We start from the raw sequence: 19,776 nt of genomic DNA, 5'->3' as shown, positions 1-19,776 counted from the left end.
GGAAGCTGTATATTTGCTTGCGGTGAACCCCACTGAGGGATATGCTTGCCTTGTGACTGTTACACTGACGAATGAAAACATCCGCATGGAAATCGAAAAACCCGGTACAGGATACCTTTCTCCCCGTTTTGATCAGACCATGAAGATTACCCGGCTGTTCTTTCGAAATATTCGTATGAGCAGCAGCGAATACCCCGACGGAGGCGATCTGAAAACCGCCGGCCGGGGGTTTTTCAGTGAGTTCAGTATCGATAAACCTCCGGGATTTTCAGAAACTCCTTTGGGGGGCTGGTTTCATAAAATCGGTGTGGGTACGGTAAAAAAAGAGTTTTCAGAGTACAGCCCGTTTCGGAATGCTGAAACTCAATTTTATCCGTTCACATGGCAGCATGACGGACAAAGTATCCGCAGTTCGTATGAAAGCAGCGTATTGAACGGCTATGCGCACCGCCTGGAAAAGCGCCTTTCACTGCACGGGGACGGGTTTGAAATTCTCACAAGCCTTTCCAACACCGGGGAGAAGGAGCTGACAACCTCAGAGTACAATCATAACTTTGCCGCCTGTAACGGCCGCTCCGTGGGACCCGGCTACAGACTTGAGTTTGATTTTCCCCTGAACACAGGTCAGTTCATTGAATATGTTGATCCCGACGGAATTGTGCGCTTCGGAGAAAACGTTGTCACCTTCGATCCAGGCAACACTGTACCCTTCTTTTTCACCAACCTATGCCCGTCCGAAGGAATGCCCGCGGGCTGGACACTGCGCTGCAGTAAGGAAAAAATCAGTATCAGAGAGGAGGGGGATTTTACCGTCAGCAAGGTAAACCTCTGGGGGTGGAAGCACGTTATTAGTCCGGAATTATTTTTTCAGATTGAACTGAAACCCGGTGAATCCCGGGACTGGCGAAGACGTTATGTTTTTTCAGCCGGGGATTAGCCCTCCCGGGTACCGGATTTCCTGGCGTAGGTCCGCACTACTTTCTGGTAGATCATGTTGTTGGGGATATGGGTGATCTTTTGAATAATCAGATTCAGAATCAGGATGCCTGTGGACACCAGGATCTTTATAAGCAATTAAGTACTGATAAATTGATTCATATCTTTAAATATAAAAAATGAGCAGAAAAAGTCATCACTGAGCGCAGATTTTTCTGGATGCTGATGCTGACTGAACAATAAGGACAAGAGAATGTCGGCCCCGAGTACAGAAATATGCGCTTCGCCTTTTGGATGAAGTATAATCGTATATATGAAGCGCTGTGAAATGAAAAAACGCGATTATCTGATGAAAAATCATGAAAATGACCGGTATATCTGTAAAAAATGCAAGCGAAGTGCGAAAAAGAAGAAGAAACTGTGCAAGCCGAAGAAAATCCGCCCGGCGCAGATATCACCTGAAAAACACGGGAAAACGTCTCCCAAAAGTGCATCAGAAGAGAAATAGAAGAGCAATAGAGGAGCCTCAAAAGAACTATCAACGGGCAACGGTACAATTCGCATTGATCTTTTTAAAGACCCGACCCACCCCGTACGGGTCCTGTCCGCTGATTTGTCATTTTCCAAAGATTTCATTAGCTTCCTGCCCATTGCAGAGTGAACAAAAACACCCTGCGCCGGAGGAGGAAGCATGCAGTATCTTGTGAGAAACAGAGCACCTGAAGAACCCCGGGGAAGAAAGCGGATTTCCTGGTACGGACCGGGACTTCTCTGGATGCTCTCTGCCGTGGGTACCGGATCGGTTCTGTTTACTCCCCGGGTGGGTTCCGCATATGGCTTCCAGCTGTTGTGGATACTCCTTCTGGTGGTTTTCTTCATGTGGATCATGATCAAGGAAGTGGCCAGGTATCCCATCGTAACCGGAAAAAGCATTCTCGAGGGGCTTCAGCGCTTGCCGGGACCGGGTAACTGGGCGGTGTGGGTAATTTTCATACCCCAGCTTTTTGCTGCTGCCGTGGGTATTGCGGGACTATCGGCGATTATCGGAAGCGCGCTTCAGAGTTTTCTGCCCGGAAGCGGAAGTCTTTACGGAATTGCCTTCGTAATATTCAGCAGCATTATTACGGTCAGCGGAAGCTACAATGCATTGGAGCGGATCAGCCAGGTGATGGCCATAGCATTGATGCTCATGGCGGTGGTTTCCGCGGCAGTTGTGTTTCCCGCCCTGCCTAAAGTTTTACCCAATATTGTGCCGTCTGTCCCCGAAGACCCCGACATCTATATAATTCTTCCCTGGGTGGGAACCATTCTGGCTGGTTCCATGGGCATTCTCTGGTTCAGCTACTGGACAGCTTCCAAGGGGTTCGGCGGCGGTCTGAGTGATCAGGTAAGCCCGGGTCCTCCGGATCCAAACAGAAAGCTCCGGAACAGAGATAAAACATATCGCATCCGGGCATGGGTAAACCTTGCTTCCAAAACCGCCGCTCTGGCGGTTCTTGCCGGGCTTCTGGTGATCTTTTCCTTTCTTGTTCTGGGTGCGGAGCTTCTTGGTCCCGCAGGGATTCTTCCCCAGGGAAAGGATGTGGCGCTGGACCTGAGCCGGCTGTTTTCTGAAATCTGGGGGGATGCGGGTAAAGTTCTCATTATTGCATCCCTGGTTGTGGCTCTCGGGGGAAGCATTCTCGCAAATCAGGATGGATGGGGGCGGAGTTTTGCGGATATCAGCATGCTGCTCTCCAAATCTTCTGCGGATGAGCTTCCTGCCAGCCCCAAATTGGTGAAAATCCTGGAGCAGAAGAGCAGCAGGGCGATCTGGAACAGAAATGTGCTGAAGCGCTGGTATATCGGGCTGATCACCGGGGTTGTGCCTGTGGTGATACTTTTGATATTCAAGGATCCGGTGGCAATAATGTCTGCCTCAGGAATAATCGCTGCAGTTCATACTCCCTTCATTGTGTTTACTGCATTCGCAGCTATCAGAATACAGCTGCCCCTGGAACACCGACCGGGCTGGTTCAGTTCCGTTTCCATGATTCTTGCGGGGATGTTCTTTCTCGTGTTTGCGGCGGTGTATATCTTTTCCGGTGCGGCATGACGGACCCACCGGGTATGTCAGCTATGAATTTCTTTGACTCTTCCCACCTGCCCGTCTTCAAGTCGCACCTTGATGCCGTGGGGGTGGCGGGGGGACTTGGTGAGAATGTCCCGAACCACACCTTCCGTGAGTTTTCCGCTTCGCTGATCTTCCTTTAATACAATTGAGACTTTGGCTCCGGGATAAATGTTTGACCTGTATTTTCCGTCCATTCGTTTTCCTCATTACTTTATCGGACTGCATCCATCGGAGAACTCACATCCTGTGGTTCTCAAGCAATTTCTTGATGAATACTATCAGATCGGTCCGGGAAATACCCAGCTTTTTCAATGCCTGTGAAAGATATGTGCCCACAGAACTGACCGAGAGACCAAGGGTATAGGCAATTTGCTTGTTGCTCTGTCCCTGGGCTGCGTACTGGACCACCTGGTTTTCCCGGGTTGTAAGGCGATGGTCCTTTGCGATCCTGGGAGGGTTTTCGACGGCTGCCATGTAGCGTTCGCCCCGGTTTCCTTCCACGGGAATGAGGCTCCATCTGCCCTGGACCAGTCCCGGCCAGACATCCATCAGTTGGCTGGAAGTCTTGAGTTTTCGGTGTTTTGAAACGGTTTGTACTGTTCGTACCAACGCTTCGTACATCTCTTCTCCGAGATCAGCCTGCCGGGAATCGGCCCCGGGATCTGCGTTGGACCCCACGGAAGACATTATCATATCCCTTTTTGAATATGTCTCATGATTCGAAAAATCCATGTGTGGAAAGTGCCGCCGCAGCCGGGTTGCAGCGGCGATATGTACTGCAATTTTGGTCCAATCTTCATCCTCTACGGGATAGCGATTTTTCTCACCCGGCAGAACGGGAACGGCAAAAACGGATCCTGAAAAATCCGGCTCCACTGCGCACAGGGCCCAAATATCCGAGTATCCAAGGTGTTGAAGCGTCAGATCCAAGATTTCCTGATTTTGTTCCGATACATCATCTGCGGCAAGCATCGTCCTGGATGTGCTGCAGTGGGTGCCTTTCCGGAATACCGGCCAGTATATTTCCGGAGAGACCTCACGGTGAAAGGGGATAGTCAATTTTCTGTATTCATCTATATCTCCGAAAGCAGCCACGCTGCCCACACGAATGCGACGCTCATGAAGGGCGAAGTCATATTTCAGCAGGCCCGGGCCCAGACCTAGCTGTCTCTGTATTTCTGATGCGAGATTTGTTGTCCACTGTTCCTGATTGAGGTCCAGGCGGTAGATGCTGTCCATGAGAGCGAACGGAGAACGGCTCACGGCTTCTGCTCCCGGGTATTTTTGTGTTGTGAAAGAATCTTTGCCAGAAGCTCTTCACGGCCCGACACATCGGCCTTTTTATAGAGTGCGTGCAATTGGTTCTGTATGGTGCTTACCGAGGTTCTTCGATTCCGTGCGATCTCCCGATCATGTAAACCTTTACTGAGGCAGGCCACAAGCTGGCGCTCGATGTCGGTAAATCGGGTGTGGAAACCGGCAGCCGGACTCCGGACATCAGTGTCCATGGGAATGATTAATACCGTCCGGTCTTCGATTCTGAATTTCTGAACATACCCTGGCATAAGCTTCCCTGTCTGCACGTCACATAAAATATAACACGCTATGGCCAAAAAACCTGACAAATCGCCTATGGTATTGGATTTCCGGGAGGGATACATTCTTCAACAGATAAAGGAGAGACCTGTGAAACAGTATCAAATTCATGAAAAAATTTTTATTCTTTTGCTTATTCCGGCAGCTTTTCTCCTGGCCTCCTGTGACTTCACCGGGATCGACAACTCTGCGGTACTTGAGGAACTGGCCGGAGACTGGTGGCTGACGGATGTTGACGTGTATGCGGATGGGCAGGAGGTGACAAACTCACTTCCGGATACCCTCTACTGGCCCGACTCGGTATTTGCCGCTGAAGGGTTGGAGTACCCGGATTCGGTGTTTATTACAGATAAGGGCTGGTACCCTTCCGATGCCTATTATCCCAACGATGCCTATTATCCTGACTCAGTGTTTTATTTTCCCGACAGTGTATTCTTCCCTGACTCTTCGTTTTTCCCCGATTCATTCTTCTTTCCAGATTCCGTGTTTTTTCCCGATTCTGTCTTTCAGCATTTCCCCACACGGATGACCGTTTCAGAAGACGGCTCGGTGGTTGTGGCCGCAGATATTATGTGGGATACCCATGGTTTTGACGGATCTCTGGGCGAACCGGGACAGATAAGCTCTGAGCCGACAATCGAGACCAGCATCAGTGTTACCGAAGACGGTATGCTCCAGACAGCCGGACAAAATCAGGTGTTTACCTCTCCCCGCAGCGGTTCACGCAACTCGGGTTTTTCAAACTGGCCGAAAAATTATGAAATAACCGAAAACGGTGATCTGATTCTCAGCAAGACGCAGACTATCGACGGAGTGGAATATACCGTTGAGGAGCACTTCACCCGTGAAGCACCGGGTGCACCGGATTTCGGCGGTGTTCTCGGCTGGTGGGAATACACCGGGAAGGAATCGGGTATGGCGGACTACATCCACATTTCACCAATGGATATTGCATCTTCTTTCGGGCTCATTGACTCCGGACAGTCGGTGGTAACCGGCCCCTTGGCGGGGAACATAATATTGTGGTCATATTCTGAATCGGACTCCACTGCAGGACCTTCCAGCGGTGATAAGCTGCTTGATGCCGGAGGTCTGGATGTGGGATATAATGCTCCGGACGGGGAAATGATTTTGAATCAGTTGAGCAATACATCTCCCGCCACATCATCTTCAGATTGGACCCTGAATACGTTCACCTGGACCTACAGTATTTCCGGCGATACCCTGACGATTATCACCGGGAGCACCACGCTCACCTACGATAAAATCCAGGCCCAGTAGTAGAGTCAGTGGTAGAGTCAGTAGCAGAGTCAGTGGCAGAAAAGGAGCGGGGTCTGGAAAATGCCATAGAAGAGCAATAAAAAGTATCTGAAGCAAGAGGCGGCCTATGATGGGCCGCCTCTTTTTGGGTTTGGGGACTATTCATGCATTGAGCAGCGGTCAGTTCTCTTCACGGCCTTTTTCATAAATTGATACCCACTCCTGCGGTCCCATTTTTTGGGCCAGCTCCGCGATGAGTTCATATGGGATCTTTTTCATGTTTTTCAGTCTGATACAGCTTTTACCCATATCCAGCTTGGTACTCATGTGTTTGGGCCACTCATTTCTGAACCATTCTTCCAGTTCAGGTTTGCTGTAGATCCCTGAATGATACAGGTTCACGGAATTTTTCTGAGATCCCAGGGAAAAGAAGGGGAGCGGTTCATCCTTTTTGCAGTGATACCCCGGAGGATACATGCTCAACGGAACAACCACAGCAATCATTCCGTAATGGATCCCCACCTCAAAGCCGTCGGGCATGTTCGCCGTCCAGGTATCAAGGATGTTCTTCACCACATCCCGGCGCTCTTCCGGAAGTTCTGCCAGATATTCTTCTACACTGTTGGCATTGGATGTCATATTTTTCCTCCATACTTTATTTTATAGAAAAACGGTCAGAAAATCTTGAACCTCATTGAAATTCTGTGAATGCTACATATGCAGAAATTGCAGCGGTTTATTTTTGGCGCCGCAGACAGGTTTAGAGAAAGAGGGGCACACAGTATGGATGATATCAGGCTTTCAACACTCATGGATCTGGAAAAAATCGAGCGGGGTATTTTTCGGGGACAAAGCTGGGATCTCGGACTTCCCGCGCTGTTCGGGGGGCAGGTTCTCGGGCAGGCGCTTTCTGCGGCCTATGCAACGGTTGACGGCGAGCGGTTTGCCCATTCCCTTCACACATATTTTTTGCTGCCCGGTGATGCGAAAACCCCTGTGGTGTACGATGTGGAGAGGGTGCGGGATGGAAAGAGTTTTTCCACCCGTCGGGTCGAGGCAATTCAGAACGGGAAAGTAATTTTTTACATGACCGCTTCGTTTCAAACTGTGGAAGGAGAACTGTCTCACCAACATGGGAAGTTCCCCCAGGCACCGGATCCCGAAACCCTTGAACCGGATATCCGATTTTACGAGAAAAACTATGAACATATTCCCGCATCACTGCGTGAGGCATTGATATATCATAAGCCCATAGATACCAGGACGGTACATCCCGGTGCTTCTGACAGCGCATCTGACACTACTGACATTCAGGCCAGCAGGCGTATATGGATAAGGGCGAAAGATGACCTGGGAGATAACCTCAAGCTTCACCAGGCAGTGCTGGCCTACGCTTCGGATTACCGCTTTCTTACAACTGCCCTGCAGCCCCACAGTATTTCCATGTCCGATCCCCGTCTGAAAATCGCCACCATCGATCATGCCATGTGGTTCCACCGACCGGTGAATGTGAATGAATGGCTTCTGTATGTAATGGAAAGTCCTTCAGGCGGCAATTCCAGAGGCTTCGTCCGGGGACAGATTTTTTCCCGGGACGGAGATTTGCTTGCTTCCACCAGCCAGGAGGGGCTCATGAGGCTTTCGGGCTGATAAGGCAGGATTCAGGCTGGCGAAAAGGTTGGAAATTGATTTGACGCCATAACATATACGGGTATAATGAGTTGATGCACAAATTTAGATTTATTGGAGTCAATATGACGAAAAAACTTGGTTTTCTTCTCGTTGCAGCGGTTCTGTTATTCAGTTCATGCTCAAATATTTTTCTTGGTGTACCCAGAGAAGATTTGAACGTGTATGTTTCCATGTACCCCAGCGGAAGTGAAGGTATCTATCGGGTCTATGCCGATATGTACTACTGGAATAATAATGACGACTACAAATCCCTGAAAAATGCGACCTTCACGGTAAACGGCACCAAGCTGGACCAGCAGGATATTGAGTATTCTGACGGCTCAAAACAGTTCTATTATATTGGGAGTATCAACGCATCAGCCGGGGACAGCATTCAGGTAAGTGCCAAGCATGCATTGGCCGGAAGCTATGAACTCTCCGGCGAAATACCGGAAGGGTTTCCCGAATATTCTCTGAGCCCCTCCCTGCCTTCCCGTGGAACCCAGCTCACCGAAAGCGATACCCAGCTCAGCTACACCGTTTCTCTTAATTCCGATGTTCCATCAGAATACAGCATAGCCTACGGATACCGGGGATTTACCGACAATTATGAGTTTGAATTCGGAAGAACCAGGCTTGAAGGGGATGCCACAGATTACACTTTCGAAAGCTTGAGAGATTGGGACGGCAACCATTTTCCATATGTTGAAGTGTACTCCCATTATGTGTCCAGGAGTGTGACTTCCAGGGAGGGCGAAGCCAGTACCTGGATGTACATCGATGGCGCAGAGGGGCAAATCTTCACAAATCTTCCTGCAGGAGAGGGGGCTTCGCCCAGCATTATTCCCCAATACTCCCCGGCATTTCCTGATGTGAGAAGCTTTATTGTTGCTCCGTAAATATCGGGTCTGTTCGTTCCATAATCCGGGTGCCGCCAACATGACGGTGCCCGGAAGCGCTTATCCCAAAGGATGCAGTTGAATGATGAAACATCAATATAACGGTAACAGATTATTGGCCGCAGTTTTCCTGATTATCAGCTGGTTCAGTCTGATGGTGAGCGCATGTACCAGTACTGCAGATGCGCTTCCTCAGCCTCCCGAAGGCGAAGTGACACAGAAGCCCGGGCTTTTTCATGAAGAGATTCAGGCGTTTCGTGAAACTGAGGTTCACCGTCATCCACCGGAAAATTCAATTGTGTTTGCAGGCAGTTCATCGTTCCGGCTCTGGGAGGGGCTGGAAGATGAGTATGCAGAATATGGAGTGATCAACCGGGGTTTCGGCGGATCAAGAATGTCGGATGTTCTGGAAAACTATGATGAGCTGATACTCCACTACAGTCCCCGGGCCGTATTTGTGTACGAGGGGGACAACGATATCTATGACGGAAGAACCGTGAACGAGGTTGCGGATGATTTTACCCGATTCCTGGTTCGTACCCGCAGGGATCTGGGGGATATTCCGGTGATTTTTGTTCTTCCCAAACCCAGCGGAAGCCGTTGGGAGTACCGGGATGCATACAGGGAGCTGGCCGGGGCAATTATTTCCATGGCAGAAAGCGATCCGCATGCCCGTGTGATCGACAGCTGGGATGAATTTCTCAACGAAGACGGCATGGTCAGTGATGCCTATTTTCAAGAGGACCGGCTGCATATGAATGAGGCCGGATATGATATTTGGCGGGAGCTGATAACTCCGGTATTGGCAGAGATCACCTCACAATTTTGAAGGCTTCAAGGAAGACTTCCAGCCGGACGTGCTATGGCTGCATGCAATATTTTACGTCTGCGGCCTGAACGCAGCGGATCCCGATGCTGTTCCTCCCCGAAAAGAGTTCCGACAGAAACCTCCGGTCTCAGCTGCGTGCGTAGATATCCCGGAGAAAGGATGACAGCTTCTCAATGAAAAGCTCAGGCTTTTCAAGTTGGAGGCTGTGGCCGATATCGGGAATTATTTCATAGTCGCCGTTGAAATATTTCATGGTCTTTTTAGCATGTTTTTCTTTGATGATAGGATCGTTGGCCCCCACAAAAAAGCGGACGGGACCGGTGAATTTTCCTGCAGTTTTCCGATAGTCCACCTTGCCCAGCTGTTCCGCATGGCCGATAAAGCATTTATGGTTCATCCTGTAGGCTTCGTCCACCAAAAGGTTCAGAAGATCTTCATCGCTTCCCCGTGATCCCATAACCGACTTCATGGCTTTTTTAAACAATTCTCTGTCGGTTAAATACTTCTTGATCATCGGGTGAAAAATTTTCGGTGTCTTCAGTCCGTTTACCGGGCAGGCATCCAGGAGGAAAAGACCTTTGATTTTTTCCGGCGCGGTGATTGCCATTTCATATGCTGCTGCCCCACCCAGGGAATGGGCAACCACTACCGCCTCGGATATATTCAGTTCTGAAAGAAAGCTCAGCAGAATTGTGCCGTACGCAGGTGGAGAGCAGGTATCAATTTGCTCGGAAGCACCGCAATTGGGCAGATCAACTGCGATCACCCGGTAGCCGGGTAAGTCCATAACCTCGGTCCACCAGATGTGGGATGCAGTATTGCCGTGAATATAGAGTACCGTCGGTCCGCTGCCCTTCTCAAGGTAGGCAATCGCATTTCCATCTGCCGATATGGTTTTCAGGTTGTTATGACTCATGAATATCCTCCTTGAAGCGTGATGAAAGATTGGCCGAATTAGCTCTCATTTTTATCATCCTCCCGGTTCAGCATACTGTCAAGCAATGTTTTGTGTTCAGATCCCTGTTTTATAGACCCGACGTGTTGGAAAACCGGAGGAACTTTATATCAACCGAAAACAAATACACTTCCAACTAAGCATCTGAAAATTTAGCTTGGACTATCTACACTCTCGCTCTGTCCAAGCTTCGTAATTGTCTCTTCAAGACTTTGGATAATGTGCTGGTTTTTTTCTCCCAGCTCTTTTACTGACTCGGTGCCTTTTTTTATTTCTGAAAGAACTGTGTTTACCCGGTCTATGGCTTCGGCGGTGCTTGAAGATCCAACGGCAACATCATCCATTTGCTGGTCGACCTGACGAATGAAATCCCCTAGATCATTTGCAAGCTGAAGAACAATTTGAGAGGAGTCTTTCAGCTGTACCAGGGCGCTGCGTATTTCCTGATTTCCAACCGTCATCTCGTCCAGGCTTGCACTCATTTCATTTAGTGCAGTCGAAAGATCTTCCACACCACTGACAATTTTTTCAAAGCGTTGCTGGGAATGCTCCGCGCTTTCTGCGGAGGAACTGATAATGCCCACAATTCCCTTCATTTCGTCACCTATCTGACGGGCATTCCCTGCAGTACCTTCGGCCAGCTTTCGGATTTCCTCTGCAACTACGGCGAACCCTCTGCCGGATTCACCGGCATGCGCCGCCTCAATGGCAGCATTCATGGCCAACAGGTTTGTTTGGCTGGAGACTTTATTGATCACCCCAAGCAGGTTTTGAATGCTGTTTGTGGAACTATCAGCCTCCTGAATTCGTTTCAGGGTTTCTTCCATCTCCTGACGGCCTTCAATTGATGCATCGCTCACCTGTTTCGCAAGCTCAACCCTGCTCTTCGTACTCTCCGCCAGGTTGTCTACAGTTGCAGCCATTTCTTCAACCGAGCTTGAGCTTATTTCAACACTTTCATTTTGGTTTTTAACCGCTGATTCAACTTTCTTCAATTCCTGTAGCACGTTTCCGGTAATCGTTTTAGTCTTCTCCACGGTTTCCATTAGATTGGCACTTTGAACATTCATGCCGTTAGTCTCGATTGCAGCATCTTCAAGAGAACTGATTGTGGAATCGGTATTTATTGAAAGAGTATTGCTGATTTCTGTTGCCTGATGGGCTGTGGATTTTACAGTTTGAACAGCTTCAGCCAGGTTTCCAAGCACCAGGTTGAAAGCTTCACTCAATCTTCCAATCTCATCATTGGTATATATTGATAGTTGTGATGACAAATTTGCATTGCCTTTAGCCATGTCATCCAATACGCGGCGGGCAGATTCTATAGGCCGTACTACCAGTATGCGCAGAAAGAACCGTGCCATCAGGACTAAGACTATTCCGGATAAAAAGATGCCGATGCCGATAATAAGTGCAATAATTCGGCTCTGTTCAAGTCCTCGAGTTTCATCCTGAACAATGGAGAAAAGAGCAACCACCTCATTGTTGAAATCGATCAGGGGAATGTATCCAACACCGTAGTTGCCCTCAGTTTTAATTACAACACGCTTTTCATCCCGGGCCTGTTGGATATCTTCAGGATTCAAAACAGATTGTGGATCCAGCCATTCTTCGCTCACTTCACTGATGAGCATGGGACCAATCTCACCGACGAAATTCGATTCAAGATCTTCTGTGAAGAAAATCTGACGGGCTTTTTCGGCGTCTACTAATAATGCCGCTGCTCGTTTAATCCCTTCACTTTCCAAATACTGGAGAAGATTTATTGGAGAGTAATAGCGTTCTACTGAACCGACCAGGTTCCCATCGATCCGTACGGGAACAATCCCCCGAATAACCGGCCCTCCCCGTCCGATCTCCACCGCCCGAACTGCCTCACCAGTCTCATACACTTTACGAATGGTGGAACGAAAGCCTGTGAGGTCATCATCCCATGTATCGGTCCATGAACGGTAAAAGCTTCGGGCAGGTTCTTTGTGAAAATGTATGCGGAAAGATGCAGCTCCACTGTTGGCCTGAACAGTTTGGGTGAGATTGCCGACTGTCTCCTCGAGCAGATTTCGAGCTTCAATTTCATTTTCCATGCTGTAAGCGGTTTTAACGGATTCCAGGTCCGCAAAAATCGATGCAAATTGAACGGCCAATCTGCTTCGCGATGCCACCATTTTCTGTATAGTCTGGGAAGTAGAGCTGATAGTTTCACTCAGATTGTTCTGTATCTCCTGATTCCATGAACGAACTGTAAAAAGGGTAACACCCCCTGCAAGAACCAGAAAAATCGGCAGCAATAATAAGGTAAATTTTGAACGCAGTTACATAAAAAAAGTATAGATAATGTGTAGCGGGAAGACAAGAATATTTCTACCTTGAACAACAGGTGAAGAGCTAAATGTATTTGCATCAGGGAAAAAGTTTCGGTAGGTTTACACCGGTTAAAATGCTGGAAAGATTGAAAAAAGACGACAAGCTCATTAGCAAAGGAAAACAATATGAATACACCATGGAAATTACTGGACGGGTATCGGGGGCAATACTTTGATGGCGAATGGCCTTCTATTCCGGAAATGTTCGCTATTACTGTTAATCGCTTTCCCGAAAATTACGCATTCACCTCCTTCTATCCAGAAGAAATTCGGTTTACATACGCTGAGGCAGATCAATTAATTAAAAGTACTGCCGAACATATCAGATCTATGGGAGTTCAAAAAGGTGATCGGGTTGCCGTGACCGGAAAGAATTCACCTGAGTGGGCAATTGCCTATCTTTCGGTTCTTCAAGCTGGTGCAGTGGTTGTGCCGGTTGATCAGGGGCTTTCAGTTGAACAGGCAGCGGGTCTTATTAAACACTCCGGGTCCCGAATAGTTTTCAGTGATATGGAGAAAATCCATGGACTGCGAAATTCCTGCGAGAATATCGACGTTATTTCTTTGAGCAGCGGCTCGGAAAATTATATTTTGGATTTGGAGCAGAAGGAGCATACAGTTGAACCGGATACTCCCTCTGAGAATGATTTGGCTGCAATTCTCTACACTTCAGGCACCACCGGCAGTCCTAAAGGGGTGATGCTTTCACACCGCAACCTCTCGAGTAATGTGTGGCTTGCCCAGGGGAATTTACAGATATACCCGACTGATGTGTTTTATGCCCTTTTGCCAATACATCATTCCTACACCATGACGGCGGTATTTTTGGAAGCAATTTTTGTGGGTGCGGAAATTGTGTTTGGCAAGCAGCTGGTGTTTTCAAGAATCATGAAAGATTTTGCTCAGGGCGGAGTGACCATGTTTCTTGGAGTACCCCTTCTGTTTAATAAGCTCATAAACGGTATTCTCGACGGCGTAAGAAAAAAGGGGATAATTGCCTATGGAGCGATCCGTACGCTTATGACTATAAGCGGTTTTATGAAAAAAATATTTCGAATTAATCCGGGCAAGCGGATGTTTCGTTTCCTGCTTAAGCAGGCCTCGCTTGAGAACATCAGAATTTGTATTTCCGGCGGCGGGCCCCTTGCTCCATCCACGTTCAGAAAATTCAACCAGCTCGGAATCGACTTTGTTCAGGGGTACGGACTTACCGAGGCTTCCCCGATGCTGGCACTGAACCCCAAAGAGAAGTATAAGGAAAATTCGGTGGGCAAGGTGCTTCAGGGAGTGGATCTGCGAATTATAAATGCGAACAGCGATGGGATCGGGGATATCGTTGCAAAAGGTCCTAACATCATGGAGGGCTATTTTAAGCAGAAAGAGGCAACATCTGAGGCCTTCACGGAGGACGGTTTTCTTATTACAGGTGATGCAGGATACCTTGATAAGGAAAATTACCTATATCTTACCGGACGCAAGTCTTCGCTAATAGTTACCGAGGGCGGCAAGAATGTGTATCCCGAAGAGTTGGAAGATGCTTTTCAACTGTATGATGGGTATGAACAAATCCTTGTTAAAGGTTTTGAAAAAAATGCAGCCACCAGGACGGAGGGTATAGAGGTGGTGTTTTATCCGGGAGAAGAGCTGCTTGCCGAGAAGAATTACTCCCAAATAATGATGCGTTATGATGATATTACCCGGGAAGTGAATAAGACTCTGCCTCCCTTCAAAAGAATAGAAGCTATCCATGTACTTGGGGAGCCAATGCCCATGACTACCACGAAAAAAATAAAGCGTCAGAAGGTGAACGAAGATTTTCATGAATATATAAAACTCAGCGAGGAATGACCGGGTTATCCCCAGGCTACCCGGTTTTTACCCGATATCTCAGCTGTAAATACAGTTAAGCCTCTGCTGCCGGGGGCGCTTCGGGAATCCAGCTCCGCTGGAGAAAGCGGACGGCAAATATGACCGCCCGGATAACAATGGTCAGTGCGAAGGCCGCCCATGCTCCATAGACGCCCCATCCGAAAACATGAATAAACAGTAAAACCAGGGGAACCATAAACAGCCAACCGCTGAGAATGTTGATATCCCGAACGAATTTCACATCCGCCATCCCCAGCAAGCCGCCCTGAAAGCTGATAAACAGGGCATCGGCGATCTGATACAGCCCCATGATCAGGAATAACCCTTTGCCCATTTCGATTACTTCAGCTGTGTCTGTGAATAGTCTGAGAAAAGGTTCGGGGAAAAATATCATTACCATTCCGAGAGTACCCATGACGACGGTGAGAAAAACAGCACCGGTAATACAGGATTGCTTTGCCGCTCCTTCCTGTTTTTTCTCGATTTTCTTGCTGACCTGGGACATTGTCACATCCCGAACCGGTCCGGAAAGCATGAGGATGAAGTCCTTTACCCGCATGCATATTTCATGGATGCTCAAAGCCAGCGGACTGATGCCGGAGATGATACTTACGAATACCGTCCAGGATCCCTGTTCAAAAAGCCGGCTCTGCATGATGGTAAAACTCAATTCAAACCGCTCTTTGAGAATGGCCGGGGAGAAGGTAAACGGTTTGGTTCCGGCCTGAAAATTCCTGGTAACATATTTGAAGTACCAGATCAGGATGGCAGAGTGAATAATCATGGAAAGTACCGATGCCAACCCGGCTCCCAGAACTCCCAGGGATCGAAAACCCAGGTTTCCGTAAATAAATATCCAGTTGAAAAACACGTTGAAGGCTAAACTGATAACGGTAAAAACCGGTAAAAGCTGGTTTCGCTCCACGGCAATGAGAAGCTTACTGTACATTGCCATGAGAAACATTGGCAGTACTCCTATGGTTCTGATGAGAAGGTAGCGTCTGGAATGGTACAGTACCTGAGGAGAGTCTGTGAGAAACCGCAGCCCCCAGAGGGTAGGGCCAAGCAGCAGTAATCCCAGAAGAGATAGAAGAATTCCCAGAATGATTTCGTGACTGATGTAATTTCTGAGCGACGCACCTTTTTCGGGAGAGGAATACTTCGCAAAGTGAATCAGGTTGCTTTGAAGAAATGCGAAAACGACTATGTAATAAAACAGATTGTAATAGGTGAGCCCAAGGCTGAGCCCGGCTATTCCCTCAGTTCCCAGGGACCCCACCATCGCTACATCCACAATACCGAACAGCCGGCCGGCCATCATCGCCGCAAGCAGCGGCCAGGTAAGCCGCAATAGATCCTTCAGATTCCTGTACACAGTTATACCACCCCGTAATTCTGATGTTCACCCTGCCGGAAAAGGATATCCAAACCCCTTGCCCCTCGCGATCAGTGTCCAGCATTATGTAAAATATTAGAGGTATTTACAAGATATAGGGCTGGGCTTTCGTCTGATGTCCCGGGCTTGGTATTTGGGGGGTGCATTTCCCTGAAACGGGAAACCGGGTATACTCAAAAGATGGCAGATGCAGCAATTTATATGTCCCAGTCAGAATCATCTCAGGAGTATCAGATGCTAATAATCAATCAGTCACGGGATGCGGTTATCCGTGTGGATGACATCCAGTTGAAAAACAGTAAAATTACCGGGGTTTCAACCCAGCATCCCATGGGAGTCACCCTGGGAAAATACCGGGATAAAGGACGTGCCGAAGCAGTTTTTCTCGGTCTCATTCAGGAGCTGAAAAGCGGTAATCGTCTGCTTCCCGTTCTGGAGCTGCCCGTTGAATGATCTCCGCCTACAAGACCGTCCCCCAGAACCGTCTCTTCAATGTCATTCACGTCAATGGTCACCGGTTCGGCTTTTGAAAAGGTTTTGTTCTGGATACTGATGGTTATCAGATTCTTCGATTTATTAAGCACCATCCGGTCCGGATTATTCCCCCGGGTGAGAAACAGAAGTCCGGTTACTGCGACAAGTCCAGGCACAATTGCAATGATCTTCATGGCCGGATTCACCATATTTGAGTCGGTGACCATACTGATTGTGATGAGTGTACCTATGATGAGAAATGCACTCCCGATGATCCGATTCAGAGTGGGAGGCGATTCAATCACCAGCCGCTCCTTACTGTTTTCCCGAATATGTATCATAGTTTAATTATAGTGCCGGAATTACTGATATACTGAAAATTCGGGTAAACGCTTGGAGAAACAGGAATACCAGTTGTATTCTCCTGTATGTGAATTGGTAAAACCGGAAAGGTTGAAAAACATCTCAGATACAGTCGCTGATGGCTTCACATGCGGTGGACAGATGTCGTACAGAAGCCTTGCTTCAGGCGCAGAATAACCACAAAAAAATGGAGAAACCTCCGAATTGAAAAATGAAGAAATAGCGTACAATACGCCGGTAATGAAAAATACAGTACATAAGACATTAGAACAGATCTGTTCCCCGTATGAATCAAGGATTTTCGGTTCCCGGGTGCTTGTTTTTGATGAAGGGATGGATCAGCAGGAAATACAGGCGACTGTTGATGCAATCCACCTTCAGCAGAAAAATGACGAATTCAGCAGTCAAAGGTTCGCCCTGCTGTTCATGCCCGGCAGCTACGAGCTGGATATTACTGTGGATTATTATGTTCAGGCTATGGGGCTGGGGCGGGTTCCCGATGACGTGCAAATTCGCGGAGGAATCCAATCCATTGCAACAACCCGGGACAACAATGTCACATTAATGTTCTGGAGGTCTGCCGAGAACTTTTCCATTTTCCCCAGGGATCCCGAGCAACTCCTCACCTGGGCGGTTTCCCAGGCGGCACCTCTGCGCAGGATTCATCACCATGGCGATATGGTCTTTGATCAGAATGGCTGGGCCAGCGGAGGATTTCTCGCTAACTCGGTTATTCACGGAAAAGCGGGGACACGAACCGGGCAGCAATGGTTCACCATGAACTCCCGGATCGGCGGATGGTACGGCGGCCAGTGGAACCGGAGCTTCCTGGGAGTGGAAGGGGCCCCTGCTGAAACCTGGCCTGAAGAACCGGTGACAGTTATCGACCGCTGCCGGCGCTTCCGGGATAAACCATTTCTGATCGCAGGAGACAACGGCGAACCGGAAATCTTTGTACCCCGACTCGTCAGGAACCAACGGGGCGTTACCTGGCAGGACGGGCCGGAGACCGGGAGGCGAATTACAATGGACGAATGCTACGCAGCGAACCCGGAACGGGATGATGCTGAAGGGATGAACCGTGCGCTGGCAGAGGGGAAGCATCTCATTCTGACTCCCGGAATATATGAGCTGAGTGAACCTCTGCGTGTGGAACGGCCGGACTCCCTGGTTTTCGGTCTGGGCTTTGCCACACTGGTGCCCGTGACCGGGAAGCCGGCCCTGGAACTTGCGGATGAAGACGGAATTATAATTTCCGGCCTCATAATAGACGCCGGTCCCCTGGAGTCTCCGGAGCTGGTTCGTGTGGGGAGGGAAAAAAGTTCACTCAGGCATTCAGACAATCCAAGTTCGCTGCATGACGTGTTTTGCCGGATCGGCGGCCATCGGCCGGGAAGGGCCGATGTGTGCATGGCGGTGTACAGCAACGACGTGTTACTTGATCACCTTTGGCTCTGGCGGGCGGACCATGGTGCCGCCGCCGAATGGGAAGGGAATACCTGCCGGAAAGGCCTGGTGGTGTATGGAGATAAGGTCTCCGCATTCGGGTTGTTTAATGAGCATTTTCAGGAATACCAGACGCTCTGGTACGGGGAACGGGGAGAAACCTTCTTCTACCAGTCTGAACTCCCGTATGATCCTCCCAGTCAGGACCGGTGGCAGGCTGACGGCCGGGACGGGTATGCTTCATACAAAGTTGCCGATTCGGTGAAGGAACATGCCGCATATGGTCTGGGGATTTATGCATTTCTGGGCATTAAGGAAAATACCGACAAAAACGTGCATCTGGAAAATGCGGTGGAAACCCCCGGCGGTCCGGGGATTCACATATCTCACATCACCACTTTTTCAAAAGGTTATGGTGATATTCGTCACAGCCTGAACGGAGAAGGACCAGCTGCAAAACCTGGTTTCCATCAACTGTACTAATGAGCGGGTGCGTAAAGATAAAGACAACATGGAGGGCTCACATTCCGTTGAGCTGCTCCACAAGGGAGCAGAGTTCATTCCCTGCCCATTCCAGCTGTCCATTAAAGCTTCCGTCCACATCTCGATAATATGATTCCACAACCATGATCAGAAACAGGTAGGTCCGGTATAGGATCGTTCTGGCTTTTTCATCCTTTTCATACCGGATTGGATGCTCCGCATGAGCGTTGTAGGCATCAAGAAACCAGCCGTCTGCATTGAGGTCCAGATAGAGGGAAACGTGACATAGATCTGCGCAGGGATCGCCCCAAAATCCCCGTTCGAAATCGACGATACCGCATATTCCGGCACCGGATTCCGGTTCTTTCATACCGTTGACGAAGAGGTTACCGTCCCAAAGATCGAAGTGGACCATTACCGGAGACTTGACTGTGGAAAAGGAATGCAGATGCCGATTGATTGCTGAACGGAGTTCCGGCTCGGATACGGGCAGGCGGGCGTTCTTTCTTTTTCCGTCCTCCAGAACCATATCGATCATCGTCATAAATGCCCGGGGATAATCAAGCCCTGTGAACCGATCCTCATGACCCGGATATCCGAAGTGGGTTCCTTCTATCCGGTGCATTGCAGCGTAGTGAGCCGCCAGGGCGGTGTAAATCCTGCGTCTTGCAGTTCGGCTCACCGGTTCGTGGCTGTTCAGCGGCCGGCCGTCAAGGAAATCCATCAGGTACCAATCCCTGTTGATAACAGAACGGCTGAAATCCTTGTGGATCACCGCCGGTACCGGTATTGCCTCCGCAACAGCCTCCATAAACGCCACTTCGGTTCGCATAATGTTTTTTTCGTATGTGAGTATCTCCACATCTTCCGGCGGGGCCACCTTCAATACATAGCGCGACCCGCTGCTGCAGTTGATTGAATAGGATGCGTTGTAAAACCCGTCATCCAGATTGGAAATTGTGTCCACGGGTTCCTGCAGGACTTCTGCAAGATTTCGGATGGCAGCCTCGTCTATGGGGCGTTTGGTTATGCTGTTCATCAGAGATGATTCTACCTGAACATGGCGAATCCTGCCAGTTTTATTCTCTGAGCTAAGTTGCCGGAAGCCGCCTCGCACCCGTAT

Annotated in this window: 19 protein-coding genes; 9 read left to right on the top strand and 10 right to left on the bottom strand. The window is 49.0% G+C overall.

Annotated features, from left to right (window positions below; all coding sequences use genetic code 11):
• The first annotated feature begins 52 nt into the window (after positions 1-52).
• Complete coding sequence (locus L21SP2_RS15790) at positions 53-937, top strand: hypothetical protein (protein WP_144083040.1); 885 nt, start codon at positions 53-55, stop codon at positions 935-937.
• On the opposite strand, the gene L21SP2_RS19115 is transcribed toward L21SP2_RS15790, so the two are convergent.
• Complete coding sequence (locus tag L21SP2_RS19115; protein WP_024269585.1) at positions 934-1,056, bottom strand: hypothetical protein; 123 nt, start codon at positions 1,054-1,056, stop codon at positions 934-936. The two genes, L21SP2_RS15790 and L21SP2_RS19115, sit on opposite strands and share 4 nt — an antisense overlap.
• A 571-nt stretch (positions 1,057-1,627) precedes the next feature.
• On the opposite strand from L21SP2_RS19115, the gene L21SP2_RS15780 reads away from it, so the two are divergent.
• Positions 1,628-3,031: an Nramp family divalent metal transporter gene (locus tag L21SP2_RS15780; protein WP_024269583.1), complete on the top strand. Its 1,404-nt coding sequence runs from the start codon at positions 1,628-1,630 to the stop codon at positions 3,029-3,031.
• A gap of 17 nt (positions 3,032-3,048) precedes the next feature.
• Here the strand turns inward: L21SP2_RS15780 and L21SP2_RS15775 are convergent, their stop codons facing one another.
• From L21SP2_RS15775 to L21SP2_RS15765, 3 genes are read right to left on the bottom strand one after another with little or no spacing between them, the layout of a single operon-like run.
• A complete protein-coding gene (locus tag L21SP2_RS15775; protein ID WP_024269582.1) occupies positions 3,049-3,243 on the bottom strand; it encodes a YwbE family protein in 195 nt (64 codons plus the stop codon).
• A 43-nt stretch (positions 3,244-3,286) separates the two neighbouring features.
• Positions 3,287-4,312, bottom strand: coding sequence for a response regulator transcription factor (locus L21SP2_RS15770; protein ID WP_024269581.1), 1,026 nt, complete (start codon positions 4,310-4,312; stop codon positions 3,287-3,289).
• Positions 4,309-4,614, bottom strand: a complete 306-nt coding sequence (locus tag L21SP2_RS15765; RefSeq protein ID WP_024269580.1) for a helix-turn-helix transcriptional regulator — start codon at positions 4,612-4,614, stop codon at positions 4,309-4,311. Before L21SP2_RS15765 ends, L21SP2_RS15770 begins: the two co-directional genes overlap by 4 nt.
• A gap of 121 nt (positions 4,615-4,735) precedes the next feature.
• Between L21SP2_RS15765 and L21SP2_RS15760 the strand changes: the two genes are divergently transcribed.
• A complete protein-coding gene (locus L21SP2_RS15760; RefSeq protein WP_144083039.1) occupies positions 4,736-5,926 on the top strand; it encodes a hypothetical protein in 1,191 nt (396 codons plus the stop codon).
• A 159-nt stretch (positions 5,927-6,085) separates the two neighbouring features.
• Here L21SP2_RS15760 and L21SP2_RS15755 read toward each other — a convergent pair whose 3' ends face one another.
• On the bottom strand, positions 6,086-6,544 hold the full coding sequence (locus tag L21SP2_RS15755) for a DUF1801 domain-containing protein (RefSeq protein ID WP_024269578.1): 459 nt from the start codon (positions 6,542-6,544) through the stop codon (positions 6,086-6,088).
• 144 nt (positions 6,545-6,688) lie between these two features.
• Between L21SP2_RS15755 and L21SP2_RS15750 the strand changes: the two genes are divergently transcribed.
• The 3 genes from L21SP2_RS15750 (at position 6,689) to L21SP2_RS15740 (ending at position 9,304) form a co-directional block, all read left to right on the top strand.
• On the top strand, positions 6,689-7,555 hold the full coding sequence (locus L21SP2_RS15750) for an acyl-CoA thioesterase (protein WP_024269577.1): 867 nt from the start codon (positions 6,689-6,691) through the stop codon (positions 7,553-7,555).
• A gap of 104 nt (positions 7,556-7,659) precedes the next feature.
• Positions 7,660-8,475 (top strand): hypothetical protein, encoded by an 816-nt coding sequence (locus L21SP2_RS15745; RefSeq protein WP_024269576.1) that lies wholly within the window; start codon positions 7,660-7,662, stop codon positions 8,473-8,475.
• Positions 8,476-8,557: 82 nt separating this feature from the next.
• Positions 8,558-9,304, top strand: a complete 747-nt coding sequence (locus tag L21SP2_RS15740) for a GDSL-type esterase/lipase family protein (RefSeq protein WP_024269575.1) — start codon at positions 8,558-8,560, stop codon at positions 9,302-9,304.
• Between the two features lie 127 nt (positions 9,305-9,431).
• Here L21SP2_RS15740 and L21SP2_RS15735 read toward each other — a convergent pair whose 3' ends face one another.
• Both L21SP2_RS15735 and L21SP2_RS15730 read right to left on the bottom strand, forming a co-directional pair.
• Entirely contained in the window at positions 9,432-10,220 is a 789-nt protein-coding gene (locus tag L21SP2_RS15735; RefSeq protein ID WP_024269574.1) for an alpha/beta fold hydrolase, read from the bottom strand.
• Between the two features lie 191 nt (positions 10,221-10,411).
• Complete coding sequence (locus tag L21SP2_RS15730; RefSeq protein ID WP_024269573.1) at positions 10,412-12,547, bottom strand: methyl-accepting chemotaxis protein; 2,136 nt, start codon at positions 12,545-12,547, stop codon at positions 10,412-10,414.
• A 201-nt stretch (positions 12,548-12,748) separates the two neighbouring features.
• On the opposite strand from L21SP2_RS15730, the gene L21SP2_RS15725 reads away from it, so the two are divergent.
• Positions 12,749-14,470 (top strand): AMP-dependent synthetase/ligase, encoded by a 1,722-nt coding sequence (locus tag L21SP2_RS15725; protein ID WP_024269571.1) that lies wholly within the window; start codon positions 12,749-12,751, stop codon positions 14,468-14,470.
• A gap of 55 nt (positions 14,471-14,525) precedes the next feature.
• Here the strand turns inward: L21SP2_RS15725 and L21SP2_RS15720 are convergent, their stop codons facing one another.
• A complete protein-coding gene (locus L21SP2_RS15720) occupies positions 14,526-15,866 on the bottom strand; it encodes an MATE family efflux transporter (protein ID WP_024269570.1) in 1,341 nt (446 codons plus the stop codon).
• Positions 15,867-16,067: 201 nt separating this feature from the next.
• Here L21SP2_RS15720 and L21SP2_RS15715 point away from each other — a divergent pair, with 201 nt between their 5' ends.
• A complete protein-coding gene (locus tag L21SP2_RS15715; RefSeq protein ID WP_041401746.1) occupies positions 16,068-16,340 on the top strand; it encodes a hypothetical protein in 273 nt (90 codons plus the stop codon).
• Here L21SP2_RS15715 and L21SP2_RS15710 read toward each other — a convergent pair.
• The gene (locus tag L21SP2_RS15710) at positions 16,283-16,666 is read right to left on the bottom strand and encodes a hypothetical protein (protein WP_144083037.1); all 384 of its coding nucleotides are present in this window, start codon (positions 16,664-16,666) and stop codon (positions 16,283-16,285) included. The two genes, L21SP2_RS15715 and L21SP2_RS15710, sit on opposite strands and share 58 nt — an antisense overlap.
• A gap of 262 nt (positions 16,667-16,928) precedes the next feature.
• Here L21SP2_RS15710 and L21SP2_RS15705 point away from each other — a divergent pair, with 262 nt between their 5' ends.
• On the top strand, positions 16,929-18,653 hold the full coding sequence (locus L21SP2_RS15705; protein WP_024269568.1) for a hypothetical protein: 1,725 nt from the start codon (positions 16,929-16,931) through the stop codon (positions 18,651-18,653).
• A gap of 37 nt (positions 18,654-18,690) precedes the next feature.
• On the opposite strand, the gene L21SP2_RS15700 is transcribed toward L21SP2_RS15705, so the two are convergent.
• Positions 18,691-19,692, bottom strand: coding sequence for a phosphotransferase family protein (locus L21SP2_RS15700; protein ID WP_024269567.1), 1,002 nt, complete (start codon positions 19,690-19,692; stop codon positions 18,691-18,693).
• Between the last annotated feature and the right edge of the window lie 84 nt (positions 19,693-19,776).

Source organism: Salinispira pacifica (assembly GCF_000507245.1).
GTDB classification, from domain to species: Bacteria; Spirochaetota; Spirochaetia; order DSM-27196; family Salinispiraceae; genus Salinispira; species Salinispira pacifica.
Note: the sequence above shows the minus strand (reverse complement) of the source record. Positions and strands in the feature narration are given on the sequence as shown.

Excerpts from the sequence above, each read along its gene's own strand:
- L21SP2_RS15765 (WP_024269580.1), bottom strand. The coding sequence starts at position 4,614 with ATGCCAGGGTATGTTCAGAAATTCAGAATCGAAGACCGGACGGTATTA.
- L21SP2_RS15745 (WP_024269576.1), top strand. The coding sequence starts at position 7,660 with ATGACGAAAAAACTTGGTTTTCTTCTCGTTGCAGCGGTTCTGTTATTC.
- L21SP2_RS15715 (WP_041401746.1), top strand. The coding sequence starts at position 16,068 with ATGGCAGATGCAGCAATTTATATGTCCCAGTCAGAATCATCTCAGGAG.
- L21SP2_RS15775 (WP_024269582.1), bottom strand. The coding sequence starts at position 3,243 with ATGGACGGAAAATACAGGTCAAACATTTATCCCGGAGCCAAAGTCTCA.
- L21SP2_RS15750 (WP_024269577.1), top strand. The coding sequence starts at position 6,689 with ATGGATGATATCAGGCTTTCAACACTCATGGATCTGGAAAAAATCGAG.
- L21SP2_RS15700 (WP_024269567.1), bottom strand. The coding sequence starts at position 19,692 with ATGAACAGCATAACCAAACGCCCCATAGACGAGGCTGCCATCCGAAAT.
- L21SP2_RS15740 (WP_024269575.1), top strand. The coding sequence starts at position 8,558 with ATGATGAAACATCAATATAACGGTAACAGATTATTGGCCGCAGTTTTC.
- L21SP2_RS15755 (WP_024269578.1), bottom strand. The coding sequence starts at position 6,544 with ATGACATCCAATGCCAACAGTGTAGAAGAATATCTGGCAGAACTTCCG.
- L21SP2_RS15780 (WP_024269583.1), top strand. The coding sequence starts at position 1,628 with ATGCAGTATCTTGTGAGAAACAGAGCACCTGAAGAACCCCGGGGAAGA.
- L21SP2_RS15735 (WP_024269574.1), bottom strand. The coding sequence starts at position 10,220 with ATGAGTCATAACAACCTGAAAACCATATCGGCAGATGGAAATGCGATT.
- L21SP2_RS15725 (WP_024269571.1), top strand. The coding sequence starts at position 12,749 with ATGAATACACCATGGAAATTACTGGACGGGTATCGGGGGCAATACTTT.